General features: G+C 36.7%; 14 protein-coding genes. 3 read left to right on the forward strand and 11 right to left on the reverse strand.

The window, feature by feature from the left end:
* Nucleotides 1–65 precede the first annotated feature (65 nt).
* Both ACM26V_RS15260 and ACM26V_RS15265 read right to left on the reverse strand, forming a co-directional pair.
* Nucleotides 66–791: a glycerophosphodiester phosphodiesterase gene (locus tag ACM26V_RS15260; protein ID WP_416147585.1), complete on the reverse strand. Its 726-nt coding sequence runs from the start codon at nt 789–791 to the stop codon at nt 66–68.
* A gap of 926 nt (nt 792–1,717) precedes the next feature.
* Complete coding sequence (locus ACM26V_RS15265) at nt 1,718–2,479, reverse strand: transposase (protein ID WP_416147586.1); 762 nt, start codon at nt 2,477–2,479, stop codon at nt 1,718–1,720.
* Between the two features lie 366 nt (nt 2,480–2,845).
* Between ACM26V_RS15265 and ACM26V_RS15270 the strand changes: the two genes are divergently transcribed.
* Nucleotides 2,846–4,447, forward strand: a complete 1,602-nt coding sequence (locus ACM26V_RS15270) for an ATP-binding protein (RefSeq protein WP_416147587.1) — start codon at nt 2,846–2,848, stop codon at nt 4,445–4,447.
* 390 nt (nt 4,448–4,837) lie between these two features.
* On the opposite strand, the gene ACM26V_RS15275 is transcribed toward ACM26V_RS15270, so the two are convergent.
* From ACM26V_RS15275 to ACM26V_RS15290, 4 genes are all read right to left on the reverse strand, one after another.
* Nucleotides 4,838–5,755 (reverse strand): cation diffusion facilitator family transporter, encoded by a 918-nt coding sequence (locus tag ACM26V_RS15275; RefSeq protein WP_416147588.1) that lies wholly within the window; start codon nt 5,753–5,755, stop codon nt 4,838–4,840.
* A gap of 13 nt (nt 5,756–5,768) precedes the next feature.
* Nucleotides 5,769–6,350: a TetR family transcriptional regulator gene (locus ACM26V_RS15280; RefSeq protein ID WP_416147589.1), complete on the reverse strand. Its 582-nt coding sequence runs from the start codon at nt 6,348–6,350 to the stop codon at nt 5,769–5,771.
* Nucleotides 6,351–6,590: 240 nt separating this feature from the next.
* Nucleotides 6,591–7,295 carry a hypothetical protein gene (locus ACM26V_RS15285; RefSeq protein ID WP_416147590.1) on the reverse strand — a complete coding sequence of 235 codons (705 nt, stop codon included), beginning with the start codon at nt 7,293–7,295 and terminating at the stop codon, nt 6,591–6,593.
* A 1,110-nt stretch (nt 7,296–8,405) separates the two neighbouring features.
* Nucleotides 8,406–8,612, reverse strand: coding sequence for a hypothetical protein (locus ACM26V_RS15290; RefSeq protein WP_416147591.1), 207 nt, complete (start codon nt 8,610–8,612; stop codon nt 8,406–8,408).
* Between the two features lie 38 nt (nt 8,613–8,650).
* Between ACM26V_RS15290 and ACM26V_RS15295 the strand changes: the two genes are divergently transcribed.
* Nucleotides 8,651–9,235, forward strand: coding sequence for a hypothetical protein (locus ACM26V_RS15295; protein ID WP_416147592.1), 585 nt, complete (start codon nt 8,651–8,653; stop codon nt 9,233–9,235).
* A gap of 3 nt (nt 9,236–9,238) precedes the next feature.
* The gene (locus ACM26V_RS15300; RefSeq protein WP_416147593.1) at nt 9,239–10,762 is read left to right on the forward strand and encodes a hypothetical protein; all 1,524 of its coding nucleotides are present in this window, start codon (nt 9,239–9,241) and stop codon (nt 10,760–10,762) included.
* A gap of 954 nt (nt 10,763–11,716) precedes the next feature.
* Here the strand turns inward: ACM26V_RS15300 and cntE are convergent.
* The 5 genes from cntE to opp1B are packed head-to-tail and all read right to left on the reverse strand — an operon-like array spanning nt 11,717 to nt 16,316.
* A complete protein-coding gene (gene cntE, locus ACM26V_RS15305) occupies nt 11,717–12,880 on the reverse strand; it encodes a staphylopine family metallophore export MFS transporter CntE (RefSeq protein WP_416147594.1) in 1,164 nt (387 codons plus the stop codon).
* Between the two features lie 45 nt (nt 12,881–12,925).
* Complete coding sequence (locus ACM26V_RS15310; RefSeq protein ID WP_416147595.1) at nt 12,926–13,672, reverse strand: ABC transporter ATP-binding protein; 747 nt, start codon at nt 13,670–13,672, stop codon at nt 12,926–12,928.
* Complete coding sequence (cntD, locus tag ACM26V_RS15315) at nt 13,659–14,486, reverse strand: staphylopine uptake ABC transporter ATP-binding protein CntD (protein WP_416147596.1); 828 nt, start codon at nt 14,484–14,486, stop codon at nt 13,659–13,661. Before cntD ends, ACM26V_RS15310 begins: the two co-directional genes overlap by 14 nt.
* Nucleotides 14,487–15,383, reverse strand: coding sequence for a staphylopine uptake ABC transporter permease subunit CntC (gene cntC / locus ACM26V_RS15320; RefSeq protein ID WP_416147597.1), 897 nt, complete (start codon nt 15,381–15,383; stop codon nt 14,487–14,489). It abuts the gene before it with no gap.
* Nucleotides 15,384–16,316 carry a nickel/cobalt ABC transporter permease gene (opp1B, locus tag ACM26V_RS15325; RefSeq protein WP_416147598.1) on the reverse strand — a complete coding sequence of 311 codons (933 nt, stop codon included), beginning with the start codon at nt 16,314–16,316 and terminating at the stop codon, nt 15,384–15,386.
* Nucleotides 16,317–16,454: the final 138 nt, after the last annotated feature.

Genomic DNA, 16,454 nt, shown 5'->3' on the forward strand with positions numbered 1-16,454 from the left:
TTATCATTACCATTCACCATGACAAAGTGGATGTTGGTCTTTTTTGAAAAGTTAAAAGGTTTTATTTACGAATTTACTAGTTTGGAAGCAACATCTAAGTCATTTGTACAAATAGTTATATTTGGATCAATATTGGATATTTTCTCCATCACTAGTAAATCATCTACTGTCCATACCCCGATTTGTATGTCATTCTTTCTCATTTCCTTTACAAGTGCTTTTGTTAAAAAGCTATAATGTATAGATAGAAACTTCGAGCCCGTTGCCTTCAACTGCTCTTTTAACAACACAGGTTGCCCATAAACGATTAGACCTTTGTTTAAATCAGGATTTAGTAAATGTATTTTTTGAATAGATTGATGATTAAACGATGAGATCCTTACTTGATCTTGCATGTTGTATTCGGCAATTAACTCCGTTAATGTCTCTTCAATTGTCGGGTACATAGATCCAGCCTTTTTTATTTCGATATTTAAATTAATTTTTGACCTTAGTAGACTAAAAACTTCTTTTAACGTCGGTACACATTCATCAAATACTTGTCCTTCAAACGTCTCTTTTATTTTTAGACTTTGAATTTCAGCGAGTGTTTTCTCCCCAACATAGCCAGTTCCACTAGTAGTTCTGTCCAACGTAAAATCATGGATGACAATCAATTCACCATCTTTCGTTATTTGAACATCCAACTCAATCATAGAAACATTTGAATGTTCCGCGGCCATTTCAAAAGCACTTAGCGTGTTTTCTGGAGCTTTTGCAGACCAACCTCGATGTGCAACGAAATTGTTCATCTTTTTAACCTCCCTAATGATTAATTCTTGTTATCTTTCAATTCACATGTTACGCAATATTTATTAACTAAAAATTGGAAAGAGGTTAAAGTTTATTAAACTTTATGATGGTCTAATTATATTTTTAATATTTCACAACCTTGTCTCTGTCATTTAATCATGATTGTTCAATTAGCTCTGATAGGCTCAAGTGCCTCTCATTACGGGCTGGAAATCCGTCTTCGCTTCGTTTTGCTCGATTTATTATTATTCTTAGATTGACAATATTTCTTTAAAAAAATGAATTATAATAACTGAATGTAAACCGGGGAAACCAAAACCAGGGGGACGGTTCCTTCGGTCAGTGATGCTGGTCTCTTGTTAGCATATCGCGATTAGGTAGTATAAAATTTGTATGATTTCGACGTATTGTAAGGAAAAAATCCACAAAAAATAACAAGCATTTTTAAATGCTTGTAAAGGTATCGTGTTTAAATATAAATGTGAGTAATCGACATAACAAAATCAATTGTTGTCTTAAAATTAGTAGATTGCTCTTTAAAAGAGTCGAAGGAGTTAGTTTGAACTGCATTATTTATCATGAATTTCTCATTAGTAGTCGTGAAAATAGTTAGAAATCTATCTTCAACTGAGCTACAAAAAATGACGTTTTATTTGACCCTGACAATGCGATTATTTTTGATATAGGAAAGTAAGCATTTTTAAGGAGACTTTGTCCTTTCTGAAGAGGCTGAATGGTAGGAGTTAACTAGCTGAAATTAATACGTTAGATTATATTTTCTATTTTTGTTATTTGTTTCAATAGTACTAAAGAGATTGATCTATAGTAGGGGGATGTAGTTTTCCTTTGAGAGAGGGACACCATCTATGCTTGTAGAAAACATTTAGATGGTTTCATCTATTGATGGTACTGACTTTTTTCACTCTTATACGTTCAAAACAATGTGTCGACTGATACCTGTTAGCCTAGATATTTGTCTTGTTGATAACCCTTTTTCTTTTATCTCTTTTATATATTTATCTCTCCTCTCTTTATCAAGTTTTTGAATATCTGTAGAATGAGCAATATTACATATATTTTTAATCACGCTGATTGCTTCGCTATCTTTCATTCGGGATATTTCATTTACATCTAAACATTTTCTCTCGCTCTCTACTTGATGGTATCTTTCAAATCGCAAGATAGCTCTCCTTCGATCACTATGGAATAGGTTTAAAATAAAGTCTATATCAACTATTTTTTCATTTTCCAATGAATATTCTGTAAAGCTACTCCACTGGTAGTCTTGTAGATCTTCTACGATCCCTGCCTTTAATGGATTATGATGGATGTATCTTAACGCCGTTAATAAGTATCTTTTATCCTCCACGACTTCACTTATGTATCTGTCTTGAAACAAATGGCCTACTCGATCATATTTCCAATTATACCAATAGACATAGCTTGCACCGATTCGCCTCATTGCCATACCCAACGTTTCTTCACCTTCTTTAATGAGAATATGAATGTGATTTCCCATTAAACAATATGCGTAGATAGTATAGTTACTTTTTTCTTTGTACTTTATCAACGTTCTTAAAAACTGCTGACTATCCTCCTTCTCTTCAAAAATAACTTGCTTGTTAATACCTCGTAAAACCATGTGATAAATTCCTGTTTTGCTTTTTCTTCTCGCCTTTCTTGGCATGATATCACCTCACAGATTAATTCATTTATCATTTCCTCCTACACTTTCAGATTATTACAATTAAATTATAGCAAACGTACATTCTCATTACAAGCCGCAACCGGAGGCAACCGGGCAACCGGAGGGAGCAACCGGAGGGACGGTTCCTTCGGTTCCTGTTTCTCAATCAGTAACAATGGCTAGGCTTCAATGCTGGAGGTAATTGAAAACGTACAAGCTTTTCTGGCCCCTTTTATGAAAATTCCTTTGTAGTAAAAGGTACGGTTGATTTTAACCGCAAGAACCGTCCCCTCGGTTAGGTGACAGGCCCCACCTTTTGCTATAAAATAAAACTTAAATGCAGATTTATAAGAGAGGTAGCAAATAATGGAGCACAAAGAACCACATTATATTACAAAATCCAAGCTTTTCTGTAAAGAAAGCGGAATGGATCCGAATGTCATAGCTTCTCCGAAAAAATTATTATCCGGTCATGAAATGGAAAAAAGAAGGCACTCATACAATGAAATTTTGTCAGTTGTTCGTTTTTTCTCTAATAAACTATTAAAATCCTTGAAAGGCACTCCCATTTTAATCTCCATCTCTGATTCTGAAGGGTATTTGCTAGAGATGGAAGGTGACAAAACAATAAAGCGTACAGTGGAGGATTTCGGTATTAAGAAAGGTAGCCTGTTTACGGAAGAAGATACAGGAACCAACGTTATCAGCTTAGCCTTGGAACATCGTCATCCGGTAAGTTTGATTGGAGAAAACCATTATCATACGTTTCTTCATGAAGTAGCTTGTTACGGTGCACCCTTTTACTACACGGATGAAGATAATTTACTAGGCAGTGTGTGTATCATGATGCCCATTCAATTTCAAAATCCACTATATTTAACGATGTTATCTCAAGTTGTCGATTCGATTGAGCGAGAGTTACTCCTTAGAAAACAAAACGATAAACTTTATATCATGAACCAAATCATGCTTAGCAGAACGAAGAATGGCATTATTATTACAGATGAACACGGAGTCACGACAGAATTTAATGAATTTGCCGAAAAAATTTCTAACCTCAGCAAAGAAACTGTCATTGGACAGAGCATCTATAAGTCAGAACTGACGGGTCATTTTTTCAAAAAGGTGTTAGTGAAGGAAGAAAAATTTGAGAATCAAGAATTAACTTTTATTAATCAAGATGGAGATCAAATCATTTGCTTATTTGATGCTCAACCCATCTATAGAGAAAACACGGTTATAGGTGCGTTTGGTCAATTCAGAGATATCACTGACAATGTCAACACACGGGAGAGGTTATTTCAATCAGACCGTTTAAATGTCATAAGTGAACTATCTGCGAGTGTCTCACATGAAATTAGAAATCCGTTAACGGTCACGAGTGGTTTTCTGCAACTTTTAAATCGTTCACCGAACGTAGATGTGAAGGAAAAAGGATATATAGAACTTTCATTACAAGAATTAAACCGTGCCGAAAAAATTGTGAGCAACTTCCTTTCACTTGCCAAACCCCAAGCTCAAAATATGGTTTATTCGAATTTGAAAGCAGAAATCGAATACGTCAATAACATAATGATTGCATACGCAAACTTGCATCAAGTTACGCTTGATTTTCATTTCAAAAATGGGTTGTGTAGTAATTTCGATCAAAATCAAATTCAGCAGTGTTTGATTAATTTGTATAAAAATGGGATTGAATCTATGTCTGAAACAGGTGGAATTCTTACTGTTCATATTAAAGAACATAAGGGTAATATTATCATCTACATAAAAGATTCAGGAGTAGGAATGACAAAAGAGGAAGTATCACGTATGGGAGATCCTTATTACTCTACAAAAGAAGAAGGAACAGGGCTTGGAATGCTGATGGTTTATAGTACAGTATATAAACACGGAGGGAAAATTGACGTCGATAGTGAAAAAGACAGAGGCACAACCTTCCAAATCACCCTTCCAGTTGATGCTTAACACTTTCCCGTTAATGTTTGATTTTGTATAAATCTCAGTTGGTGCTGGTGCTGATATCAGCATAAAACGATAAAATTTGTGCATAAACTCTCTTTTCTGTGCAATAACACTCAAATTTTCAGCATAACCCTCGAGTTTTTGTACATAAAGACTCTCAATTCAGCAAAAAGAAAGCTCCAGGACCAACCTCCTGGGGCTTTGCTAAATTTTGTGGAAAAATCAGTTGGTGCTGATATCAGCATAAAACTATGAAATTTGTGCATAAACTCTCTTTGTTTGTGCAATAGCACTCAAATTTTCAGCATAACCCTCGAGTTTTTGTGCATAGACTCTCAATTCAGCAAAAGAAAGCTCCAGGACCATCCTCCAAATTCAGGAAGCACCAGATACTCATATCGCCCATTTTCGGTCATTCGTAAAGGATACAGTTAGCCATTTCGTATGATCGATGTCTTGAATTTTCGTTGATATCTCTTCACGGATGTAGTCTTGGTCAGATATAGTTTGAACTTTCGACGTTTTTTTCACGATAAAGTCTACCTCTATGGATAAGGTACTTCCTACTTTAGATATGCGTAAGATCGTTTCTTCCATATCATACTTTAATTCAATTTTATAAATAACGTCCTCAACTTTTCTCGTCAATTCATTATCAGGAGTCATCACCAATACCTCTCTCATGGAATGCCTTATCTCTACCAATGGAACTTTAATAAAATATAGAGAAACAATGACAACCATCAGTGGATCTATATATGGTACAAGAGCTTGCATTGATGAAATATATTGGAGAATAGCAGCTATTACAAAGCCAATCAGAACCCCTGAGCTTACGAGCGTATCCATTAGCCACTGATTCGATTCGGCTGAAATGAAGCCCGTTGTACTTTCCGAAGCATGTTTATTTAAATAGCGGTAGATGATCAAACATGCAAGAGTACTAATTGCAACATAAATCAGCGCGGCACCTACTGCTACATCTCTCCCACCTTGAAAAATAGAAACGATAGCCATCATTAGTGAACCGATGACTAAGATTAAAATGATTACATACTTAAATGTAATGACAAGTGGTTCTATCACATCTTTTCCAAATGGAAAATGGCGCGAATCATTTTTTGACATGAACGTGGCTGCTGCTAGTGAAATAAGTGATAAAACAACACTGATTAAAGAGTATAAACCATCGAACAAGATCATTTGTGATTGAAATAACGTACCTAAGACAATTCCAGCCCCTGAAAAAGCAATCGCGGCATAAACAGAGATCATTAACACTTTCTTGTCTTTATTTAATTTTCGTACCATGATTCTTTACACCTCAGTTTGATAATGCTTTCGTTAAAAACTCAACCAATTCTTTTTTTGACCGGTTAGGGTCATCGGCATTGGCATGTGACAAATGAAATGATTCCGCCCCATGTTCGACAAGACCTACAGTGAAATTTGCTAAATGAGAAATACTTCCGTCATCTTTAAAAAGGGATGACACACGAAGTTCTTTAAACTGAACTTCGAGCCATTCATAATATGGTTTATAAATGTTATCCCATGTTTCAAACGAATGATAGAAAGCCATCCCTGAGTATATAAATGTGATCAATTCCTTGTACTCATCAGTCAATTCATAAGAAACATCGACCAGAGATTGGACCAGTTCCCTTAATGACGAAGGTTTAGTAGCATATGTTTCTTTTATTCTTGTTAACTGTTCCTTTAATATTGTTTCGGCTATCGCTGGAACAAGCCCATTCTTTGATTTGAAGTACAAATAGAATGTTCCTTGTGCAACACCAGCTTTACTAACAATTTGAGATACAGATGTTTTTTCAAAGCCTTTATCTCGGATAACTTCAACAGCTGATTGGACAATTTGCTGATACTTGGTTGATTCGTTTTTCATCGCAACCTCCATATGGCGGTAGAATTAAATGACTGACAGTCAGTCATTTAATTCTACCGTATCGTACACATCTCTTTTCGTCAACCGATCTACCTATTATGAGGTGACTTTCGTTCTGTCTACCAAATATAAACGACATTCTACAAATTTACTGGCAAGCGTGAAGTGCTACTCTTCAAGCTTGCCATTTTCTATTTCCCGCTTTATCATTCTACAAAAATCAGGAAGTGGCAGCTCCAGTTAACGCAGTTTGGATAAAAGCCTCTCCAAAATCCCTTTAGGTTCTTGTACCTTATTCTCTAAACGTTTATTAAAATCGGTTTGTGCACGCCATTCTTTTTGCTGTTCGTCCCGCATTATTTGGAGTTCTTTTTGTAAGAATTCACTTTTTTGCTTTTCAAGTTCCAGCAATTTTTCGAAATCAGTCTTCTGTTGTTCTGTTAATTTTTCGATTTTAGCATGCGTTTTTTGTGCAGAATTTCCAATACCTGAACTTATAACATGTTGATCTTGCTGGAGGCGGGAAATTGTTGTTTTAAGTTCAGACATATTGGTTGAAAGTTGGCTATTCATCTCACGTGTTGCTGCCAGTTCGTTCGCTAAAAAGCCTAAGAACTCTTTTAATTGATTTGGATCTTGCAGTAAATTATCATATGTATCGGGTGCCGCTACGCCTGTTTCTTTAGGAGATTCTAGCCTCTTTTTTTGTTGAACCATAAGTTCTTTAGCTGTATCGTCTAGTGGGCTGTTCGTATCGCGTAACGCTATAAGTGCTTCTATATCTGATTGAACAAAGATACGCCGTTCTGCATCCTTAAAAAATTCATATCCATTTCTCTCTAAGATTTGACCATACTTTCGAACCGTGGGTGTTGCAATTCCTACTTGCTCTGCAACTTCCTTTGTAGAAAAAGATCGTTCATTCGGTTGAATATCATGTCGCATATTACGTCTCCTTTTCTATTTTATTAAATATGTTGATTTTCCGATAAATTTGCGTATCATATCGCTAGGCGATACGATACGAAGCCTTTTATAAGAGGGATTCTATTTAAGGGGACCTTTTATTGATCAAAGCTATCTATTACTTCAACGCTTATTTCACTAAAGATGCTAGCTCGCATCACCTTCATATAGTGGTTGCAAATCGCTTAAGTATATATCCCGTCAATTTCACTTAGCCTGTTCGTTTGTAATGAAATTCTCTCATTAGATTCTGCTAAACACTTTTTTCACTCAATACCTTTAGCTCAATTCTATCATCCAAGGACTTATGCGTATCGCTTTACTCTACAATATCGAATTGAACGAACATACGCCAATTGCCCTCTCAATTCCGAATTTCGAGTTATATCGCCCGCCGATACGACACTAATTATTACCACATTCCCACTTTCGGTAAAACGACATTTCCCGGGGAATGCTGAGATTATTCCTCATTAATTGCATATTAAGTATACCACTACCATCACTATACACGATAGGTCTCTCGTTCATTTAGTTGCTAACCTTGCATAAAAATCAACACTCTATTTCTATAAGATGAAGGTTCTTTGTCGATATCGTAAACGTATCGCCCAGCGATACGAAAGGCACCTTTTCTTACGACGAGAGTGGGCGACCGGGGGGGGCGACCGGGGGGACGGTTCTGACGGTCAGCGCTCGGCAATTCCAATTATCCTCATCTAATATCGATTTGGCATACCTAGTTAGGGGCGGCTGAATAAGCTTCACATTCACAAGTGATTCATTTCGTTGATTCTATTTGGAATTCGTACACTTTAACAACAGAGCTGGAGGCGGACTAAACAAAAACAGCCATCCGCGAATGGTTCTGCTTCACGCATAGCTGTTTTTTTATTATATACTATACCATTCGAACAAAAATCGGATAGGTAAGGCTCGGTCGCTTTCACAGGCACCTTCCAATATTTCGTCATTTCACCCTTAAGCTGTTCTACATCAATAATAGATAAAGCTGGAGAGTCTCCCCCCACACACAAATTTTCTATTGCGTTAAATCTAATATAAGTAGCATAACAGAAAAGGTGTCATTCAAATGACATCTTCGGGGATTGTTACATCCATCAGGTCATCTTTGCCTTCAAACAAGACGATTCTTCGATTACCGAGAACAGTTACCTGGTAACATAGCACATCGGGGGAGCTGGACATCAATTCAGAAAGGACAATTCGACCACAAGAACCGTCCCCACGGTTACCCACAGTTACACAGTTATTTGGTACAATGTAATAGTCCATATCCAATGTGCGAAGAGACCAACAGGAGGTTTAAGAGAATGTTTAAGGCCGAAAAAATCAAATTACTTATTGTATGTGATGAGAAAACGAAGATATATGCAAATCAATTATCCCAGCTAATTAGCGCGAATGACGATCAGGAAAACGAAGTAATCGGAAGTAAAGATGGTTCCGTAGTAGCGAGTGTGTGGGAAGAAAAGCACTTTCTTGCAAATGAGGCCAATATTTCGTCTGATCAAAACATTTTGTTTATTGGTAATAGTAAGCCTGCAAAATCAGTCATTCCAAATGTCACAGAGAAATTCAATCAATATGGAATTCATTATGGATGGCTCGGGAATCAGGCTGTCATTTATGTTGAAGATAAATTACTTAAAAAGAAAGAGTACGATAGATTCACTGATTTTTGCAACCAGCAACAAAAAGAAATTGATGAAAAAGTCAAGTTCAACCTATTACATAAAATCCCAAGCGTAAACTTTCTAAATTCTCATTTATTATCTATAAATATTATTAGTGTGATTGCAAAAAATAAGGCAAAGAAAAAAATATTGAAACAACAATACCACATCGCCACGTACCATTTCTATATGAATTCCTTAACTTCGTTTTTGGAGGATTAAAACATGGATTCTTTTAAAAAGGGATATGAATTCTTTAGGAAGAATGCCTCTGCGTTTGAAGGGGCACATGCCGGCAATGAATATATTTCTTCCATTAATAGAGAAATAGAGAAATTACAATCAGACATCAACCAATTCCAAGGCTTTCAAACAAACACCGGCGTATTACAAGGCGATGTCGCTGAATTTTGGCATTCAGGAACACATAATATTGATGCCGCTTTAAAAGGAGATTCTATCAGAACAACAGTCGATAGAAGTCATGATTTTGCATCTGCTGACGTTATCGATAATTACGGAACTGAATACGGAATGAAATACTATCAAACTGGGACAGACAGTGCTAAATCCCAAGCTGTAAGTTTTTTCGAACGGTATTCCAAATATAAAGCAAAGGCGATCCGCGCCGACAAACCTTTTGATTCATTAGACGAGTTTATGAAAGTACGTGGTTACGATGAAGTCGAACTTTTAAATGACCCCATTTATGCTGGACAAGTGAGGATCATTCCTAAGGATCAAATGCACGAAGCGATTACCTGGCTTGAGAGAAAAATCGCTAAGGAAAGCATCAATAGACCTGACCAAGTTCAGCGGTATGAAGATACTCTAAACATGTTAAAAGATAAAATAAAAACATCCAAAGGCACGGAGTCGATTCCTCTTTCAAGACAAGAGTCAGAAGTGCTTGCACGGTTAGCCAAAAAAGGTGAATACGATGCTAGTGACAATGGTTTTACAACAGAAGAACTCGTGAAATACAAATATGTGATGGAGCAAGCTTTTAAAGCGGGCCTAACTGCAGCAACCATATCCATCGTCTTGAAAGCAGCTCCAGAAATATATAAAGCAATCGACTACTTAATTAAAACTGGAGAACTGGATGAAAAACAGTTTCAAAAATTAGGATTTGCTGCTTTGGAAGGGGCATCAGAAGGCTTCGTTCGCGGAACAATCTCTGCCGCACTGACAACTGCCTGTAAAACAGGATTATGGGGCGAAGCATTAAAGACTGTCAATCCCGCTGTTATCGGTGTCGTCACGGTACTAGTTTTAGATGTGATGAAGAATTCATTTTTAGTCGCCAACGGAAGAATGACAAAAGGAGAACTCGTTGACAACTTGGTTAGAGGCATGTATGTATCATCATGTGCTCTAATTGTAGGTGGCATTACCCAAAGCTTTATCTCGATCCCAGTATTCGGATTCATGTTAGGAAGTTTTATCGGATCAAGCATCGGTTCTTTTGCTTATGCTACTTCGTATAAAACATATATCTCCTTTTGCATCGATTCTGGGTTCACCATGTTCGGCATCGTGGAACAAGATCACCAGCTACCACAAGAGTTACTAGAAGAAATTGGTTTATCGACGTTTGAATATGAAAGAATGCAACTAGAATCATTTGAAACCGCTAGTTTTGAAGTCGATACCTTTGAATTTGATCAATTTACTTACGAAACGCTTGGGCTTACAATATTACAAAGAGGCGTCATCGGTGTGAACCAAATTGGGTACGTTAGATAACCGGGGGGACTAACCGGGGGGACGGTTCTTATGGTCAGCGCTCGGCAATTCCAATTATCCTCCTCTAGTTTCGATTTGGCATACCTTGTTAGGCGCGGCTGAATAAGCTTCACATTCACAAGAGCTTCATTTCGTTGAATCCATTTGGAATCGTACACTTTAACAACGGCACCGGGACCGGACAAAACAAAAACAGCCATCCGCGAATGACTCTTCTTCACGCATGGCTGTTTTTTATTTTATACTATATCACTTCGAATAAAAATCGGTTTTTTATGGTTCCGTCACTCTGACGGGTATCATTCAATCTTTCTTCATTTCTAACCTTTAGTTGTTCTACATCAATGATAAATAAGGCCGTTAAATCTGCAACTTTATCCTTTTGCTAACCTTCGTTTTCTCTTTCACCTCTTCTTTTAATTGTTTTCCTTCTTCATCTGACAATACTAAGTACGTTTCATTAAAATTGTTATTAGTAATTTACTAGATCTGTCCAATTCCAATCGAATGATTATTCTAAAGAATGCTTTTTAAAGTCAATTTGCTCACTTTATTTATATCCCATTTTACTAAACAAGGTAGCTGGCACTGGATTTTCTTGCCTCATAGAGTCCCGCCAAATTTTCTTTTTCAGTTCAGAAGCTAAGTATTTAAATTGAACAATATCTGAAAAGGAAGTCTGGTCGTTAGTGAATTAGGGGCGTCTCTTGTCTGTCGCAAACATTCGAGTGGAGGTCCCCCATATTTGATCCTTCTTTGAATCTAATAAGTAGTGTAACAAAGAAGGAGTCATTCGACGGACATCTTCGAGGATTGCTAAATACATCAGGTAATCTTGCTGTCTTTCCAATAATGCGGTTCTTCGATTACCTTTAGCAGTAATCTGGTGCTCCCTTCACATAGCGCCGGAAGCACCAGCTCTGAAAGGACTCACCAGAAGAACCGTCCCCTCGGTCATTGGTCATTTCGTCGTTCATACGAAAAGAAAATCATTGCCACAGCTAAGATAGCACATATTTGATACATAGTTGAGTATGAGAATATGTCAGCTATGGGACCCATTACGACCCCACCAAGAGACACACCTAAATCAGCCATTGCGATAAACAAACCGAGTAACATATTTCGACTCATCTTAGGAAGGACAAAACTTAAATACGTCGTTAATGTTGGGTAGATAAGAGCCTGAGCTATTCCTATTAATACAGCACCAACATAGAAAAATATTCCCACCCCGTAACTTACACATTGTGCGCCCAACGCTAAAAGAAGCATCGTCCCCATCATAAAATTTGAATGCCATTTGCCATCGGAAGGGATATTTTTTCTTAGGGTAAAACGAGATATTACAACGGTTATCGCCATAAGCATCAGGTAAATTCCTGCGTTTCCATTTTCCAGATGTTCCGCATAAAGTGGTATAAAAACAGTAATTGCTCCAAATACAATCGACCCCACTAACATTAGAACACTACATTTAAATAAGTGCGGGTTTTTCACTAGCTGACTAAATGAATGAAACGGATTAACACCTTGTTCAGCATTTTTTGTCGCAGGCTGTTCTTCAGCATTATCCATTTTGGCACTATAGCCAAAGACACCAGTAAATATTGCAATTCCTATCATTGCGACTGCAAAGTATTCCATTCCAGCTTGCCAAATTCCCAATGCTAATAAAGGCCCTATAATACCCGGTATGTACGAAAATAAGGAATAAAGTGAAATTCCCTGAGAACGGTCTTTCTCTGGCAATGCATCAATAATGCCAATCTGTAAGGCCATTGAAAAGAATGCTGTAGATACCCCCTGCAACATGCGAGCAATTAGGTAGCCGCCTAGCCCAGTTATCGTATATAAGATTAAAGCGAAACCATTAATAATAAGAATGATACGCAACACTTTTACCGGACCATGTTTTTGAATAATTTGACCTGCCCATGGTCTAAAAAACATGGTCGTAAACAAATATGCCCCCATAATCAAACCTATTGTTGTATTGGTAGCGCCTAATGCGCCTCCTTGTAAAGGAATAATAACATTTAGTATAGCGTTGGCACTAAAATAAAGTAGTACTAACAGATACAAACGTAGAAAAGGCCAAGACATAGCTCCACTCACATTTTCGCCCTCCAAATCTGTGAAAATTCAGTTATATGTAGTTAATTAAAACGTTATCAACGACTTTAATAATTTTTTTGCATAAACAGACTTAACTTCTTTCAAGTGTTCTATGTCAACTATTTCTTCAATTTGTCCATCTCTAAAAATGATGACCCTGTCGCAAATGTAGGCTGCAGCCTGGATATCATGCGTGATAAAAATGTAACTCATGTTGTAGATTCTTTTTAATTCCTTAAGCAATTCTAGAACTTGTGTTTGAACAGATACATCTAGTGAACTGATTGCCTCATCAAATATAATACATTTTGGTTCAGTTGAGATAGCTCTTGCAATACAGACTCTCTGGACCTCTCCCCCTGATAACTCATGGGGGTATTTATTTTGATAAGACGAAGGCAATCCAACTTGGTTTAAGAGAATAACAAGCTTGTCTTCATTCTGTTTTCTATTCTTGTTATGAATCCTCAAGGGTTCTAGGATTGCATCTTTAACAGTAAAAAATGGGTTAATAGAAGATTTATAGTCTTGAAATACAACACTTAAATTACCTGACCTCACTCTTCTATCGTCTACATTCATACCATTAAACAAAACTATTCCACGATCTGGCTTTTCAATTCCCAACATCAAGCGTCCTAGAGTTGACTTACCACTCCCACTTTCTCCGATAATACCAAGACACTCTCCATTTCTGCATTCAAGGCTTACATTCTTCAAAATCATTTGCCTTCCTGAGGAAAACAACCCACCTTTTTTATAAGATTTCTCCACTCTATCAACTTTCAGCAACTCTAGTCCCTCCCTCCATTATTCTATTAAAATTATTGCTCAGCGCTAGCCTAGTAGAGACTAAGTATTTTGTATATTCATGTTCTGCCCCTGAAAAAATCTTTTCAGTATTTCCTCTTTCCATGATTTCTCCATCTTTCATCACTAAAACGTCATCAGCAATTTTTCTTACAACACCTAAATCATGAGAAATAAAGATCATCGTACACCCCATTTTTTCCCGCAAGTTAATAAATTGTTCAACTACTTCAAATTGCGAGATGGTATCAAGTGATGATGTCGGTTCATCAGCGATAATAATATCTGGCTCTAGGACAATGGCCAGCGCAATCATGATTCGTTGCAGCATTCCACCCGACAACTGATGTGGATATTTATTCATAATTTCTAGTGGTGATTTCAACATGACACTTTGCATGGCACTTGTCATTTTTACTTCTATTTCTTTTTTGCTCCATTGAAAATGTTCAGCCAGTGTTTCTCTTAAATGTACACCGACCACACAAGAAGGATCGAAAGCACTCATGCCATTTTGCAAAATCATGCAAAGGTTTCTTCCTCTTTTCTTTCTCATCTCATTTGTGGAGAGATAATTAAGTTTTTCCCCTTTAAAAATTATTTCCCCTGACTGTTGCAGGGAGGGGCTGTTTAATCTCATGATCGCCCTACAAGTAACAGACTTGCCACTTCCACTTTCACCTACAATTGCAAGGCAGCTTCCAGCTGTTAAGCGGAATGAACTATCGCGAATAATTTTTTTCCCGGAGTGGCCATCCCACACCTTTAAATTTTCAACCTCTAATATATTCGTCATCTAATTAGCCACCTCTTTTTTTGGAACTTTTATTTTAGAAAGTGGTGAGTTTTCTTTATAATTGTTTTTAGAGCTTACTAGTTTAGGGTCTAGAGCAACTTGTAGTGAATCTGATAAAAAATTAAATGCCGATACCACAATGACAATGGATAAACCAGGGACCCACATTAATTCTGGTCTCGTAAACATGACTTCCCTTGCTTCATTCAACATCATACCCCATTCAGGACTTGGAGCTTGAATTCCTAAACCCAAAAATGAGAACCCTGAAATTTGCAGAATCATTGAACCAATGGTACCACTCGAAATCACAGCAATATCAGCAAAGGTAAGTGGAACTATGTGGTTGGAAATTATTTTTATATCACTAATACCTGATGCTTTAGCAAACTTTACATAGTCTAATTCAGCATACTGCATAACAGAAGTTCTAATAACTCGAGCAAACCATGCCCATTTAATCAAAGCAAAGGCAATTAAGATATTTTCAAGACCTACACCCAATATTCCAATAACTGCAAGTGCCATAACGTATCCAGGAAAAGAAAGCATCGTGTCACACATTCTCATAATTAGTGCATCGACTTTTCCTCCGAAATAACCAGCTAAAAACCCTAAGATCGCACCGATTAACACAGAAATTAACAAAACGACTAATACCCATAATACACTTGGGCGAATCCCATATATTATTCTCGATAAAACACATCTTCCTAGATGGTCATTACCTAATAAATATTCCCATGAAGGTGAAGCATATTGAAGGTTCATATTAACTTCATAGGGGTCAAAAGGTGCAACTAATGGTGCAAAAATACCAACTATTATTGTGACAACAATGACTATTAAAGACATCATGCCCAACTTATCTTTACTTAAGTTTTTAAATACCGTCATTTAAAGATCATTCCTTAACTTAGGATTCATCGCAGCATTTATAATGTCGGAAATTGTATTAAACAAAACAAAGGATGCTGCTAATATAAGCACATATGCTTGAATAATAGGAAAGTCCCTGCTTAGAATTGCTCTTACACTTAGACTTCCTAACCCTGGCCAAGCAAAGACATTCTCTATAACGACTGTACTTCCCAATATAATTGGTATAGCCATACCAAATATTGAAATAGATACTTGCAATGAATTCCTTAGTATATGCATCGTAATTTTCTTCTCAGGTAACCCGGACGCCCTCCCATACAGAACGTAGTCCTCATTTAAGTTTGTTAACATAGATGTTCTAACATTTCTAAAATAAATACCAGCATAATTTATTGTAATAACAATAACCGGTAGGATATAACTTCTATACGAATCCATTCCACTTGTTGGTAATAAATCTAATTTGACAGATACATACCAAATCATGAGCGTTGCCAACCAGTATGACGGCATCGCTGTTAAGAAAAACGATAATCCTCTTATCGATTTATCGATTATTTTCCCTGCTGTCAACGCACAAATAACCCCCAACAGGATGGACATAAAGATAATGACAACTGATGAAATTAACGTTAACTTTAACGTATTTAAAAATGCTGGTCCTATTAATGTCCATACTGGTTTATCATTAATATATGAATCTCCAAAGTCCAACTGTAGGGAGGAAATCAGCCAGTCAAAATATCGTATAAAAAAAGGCTTATCCATCCCCAACTCTTCTTTTGTTTGTTCTAATAATTTTTCTGTTATCTGTGGAACACCCTGACCTTGTAATACCACTTCAGCTGGGTCTAATGGAGAAAGATTAATTAAGATAAAAGTCAAAAACGAAATAACTAAAAGTAAAGGAAACGATAAGAGAATCCTCTTCATGATGTAAACTTTCATAGAAATTTCCTTTCCATTAAAATATTTTTTACTTAAAACGACACTTTCTCATTAGAAAAACTTGGCATGTCGCCAAGTCCTTCATGGCGAAAGCCTTAGGTTATCTTATACTTTAATCCTTTAGTGAAGTTAAACATT

The organism is Salipaludibacillus sp. HK11 (assembly GCF_047795645.1).
GTDB lineage: Bacteria > Bacillota > Bacilli > Bacillales > Salisediminibacteriaceae > Salipaludibacillus.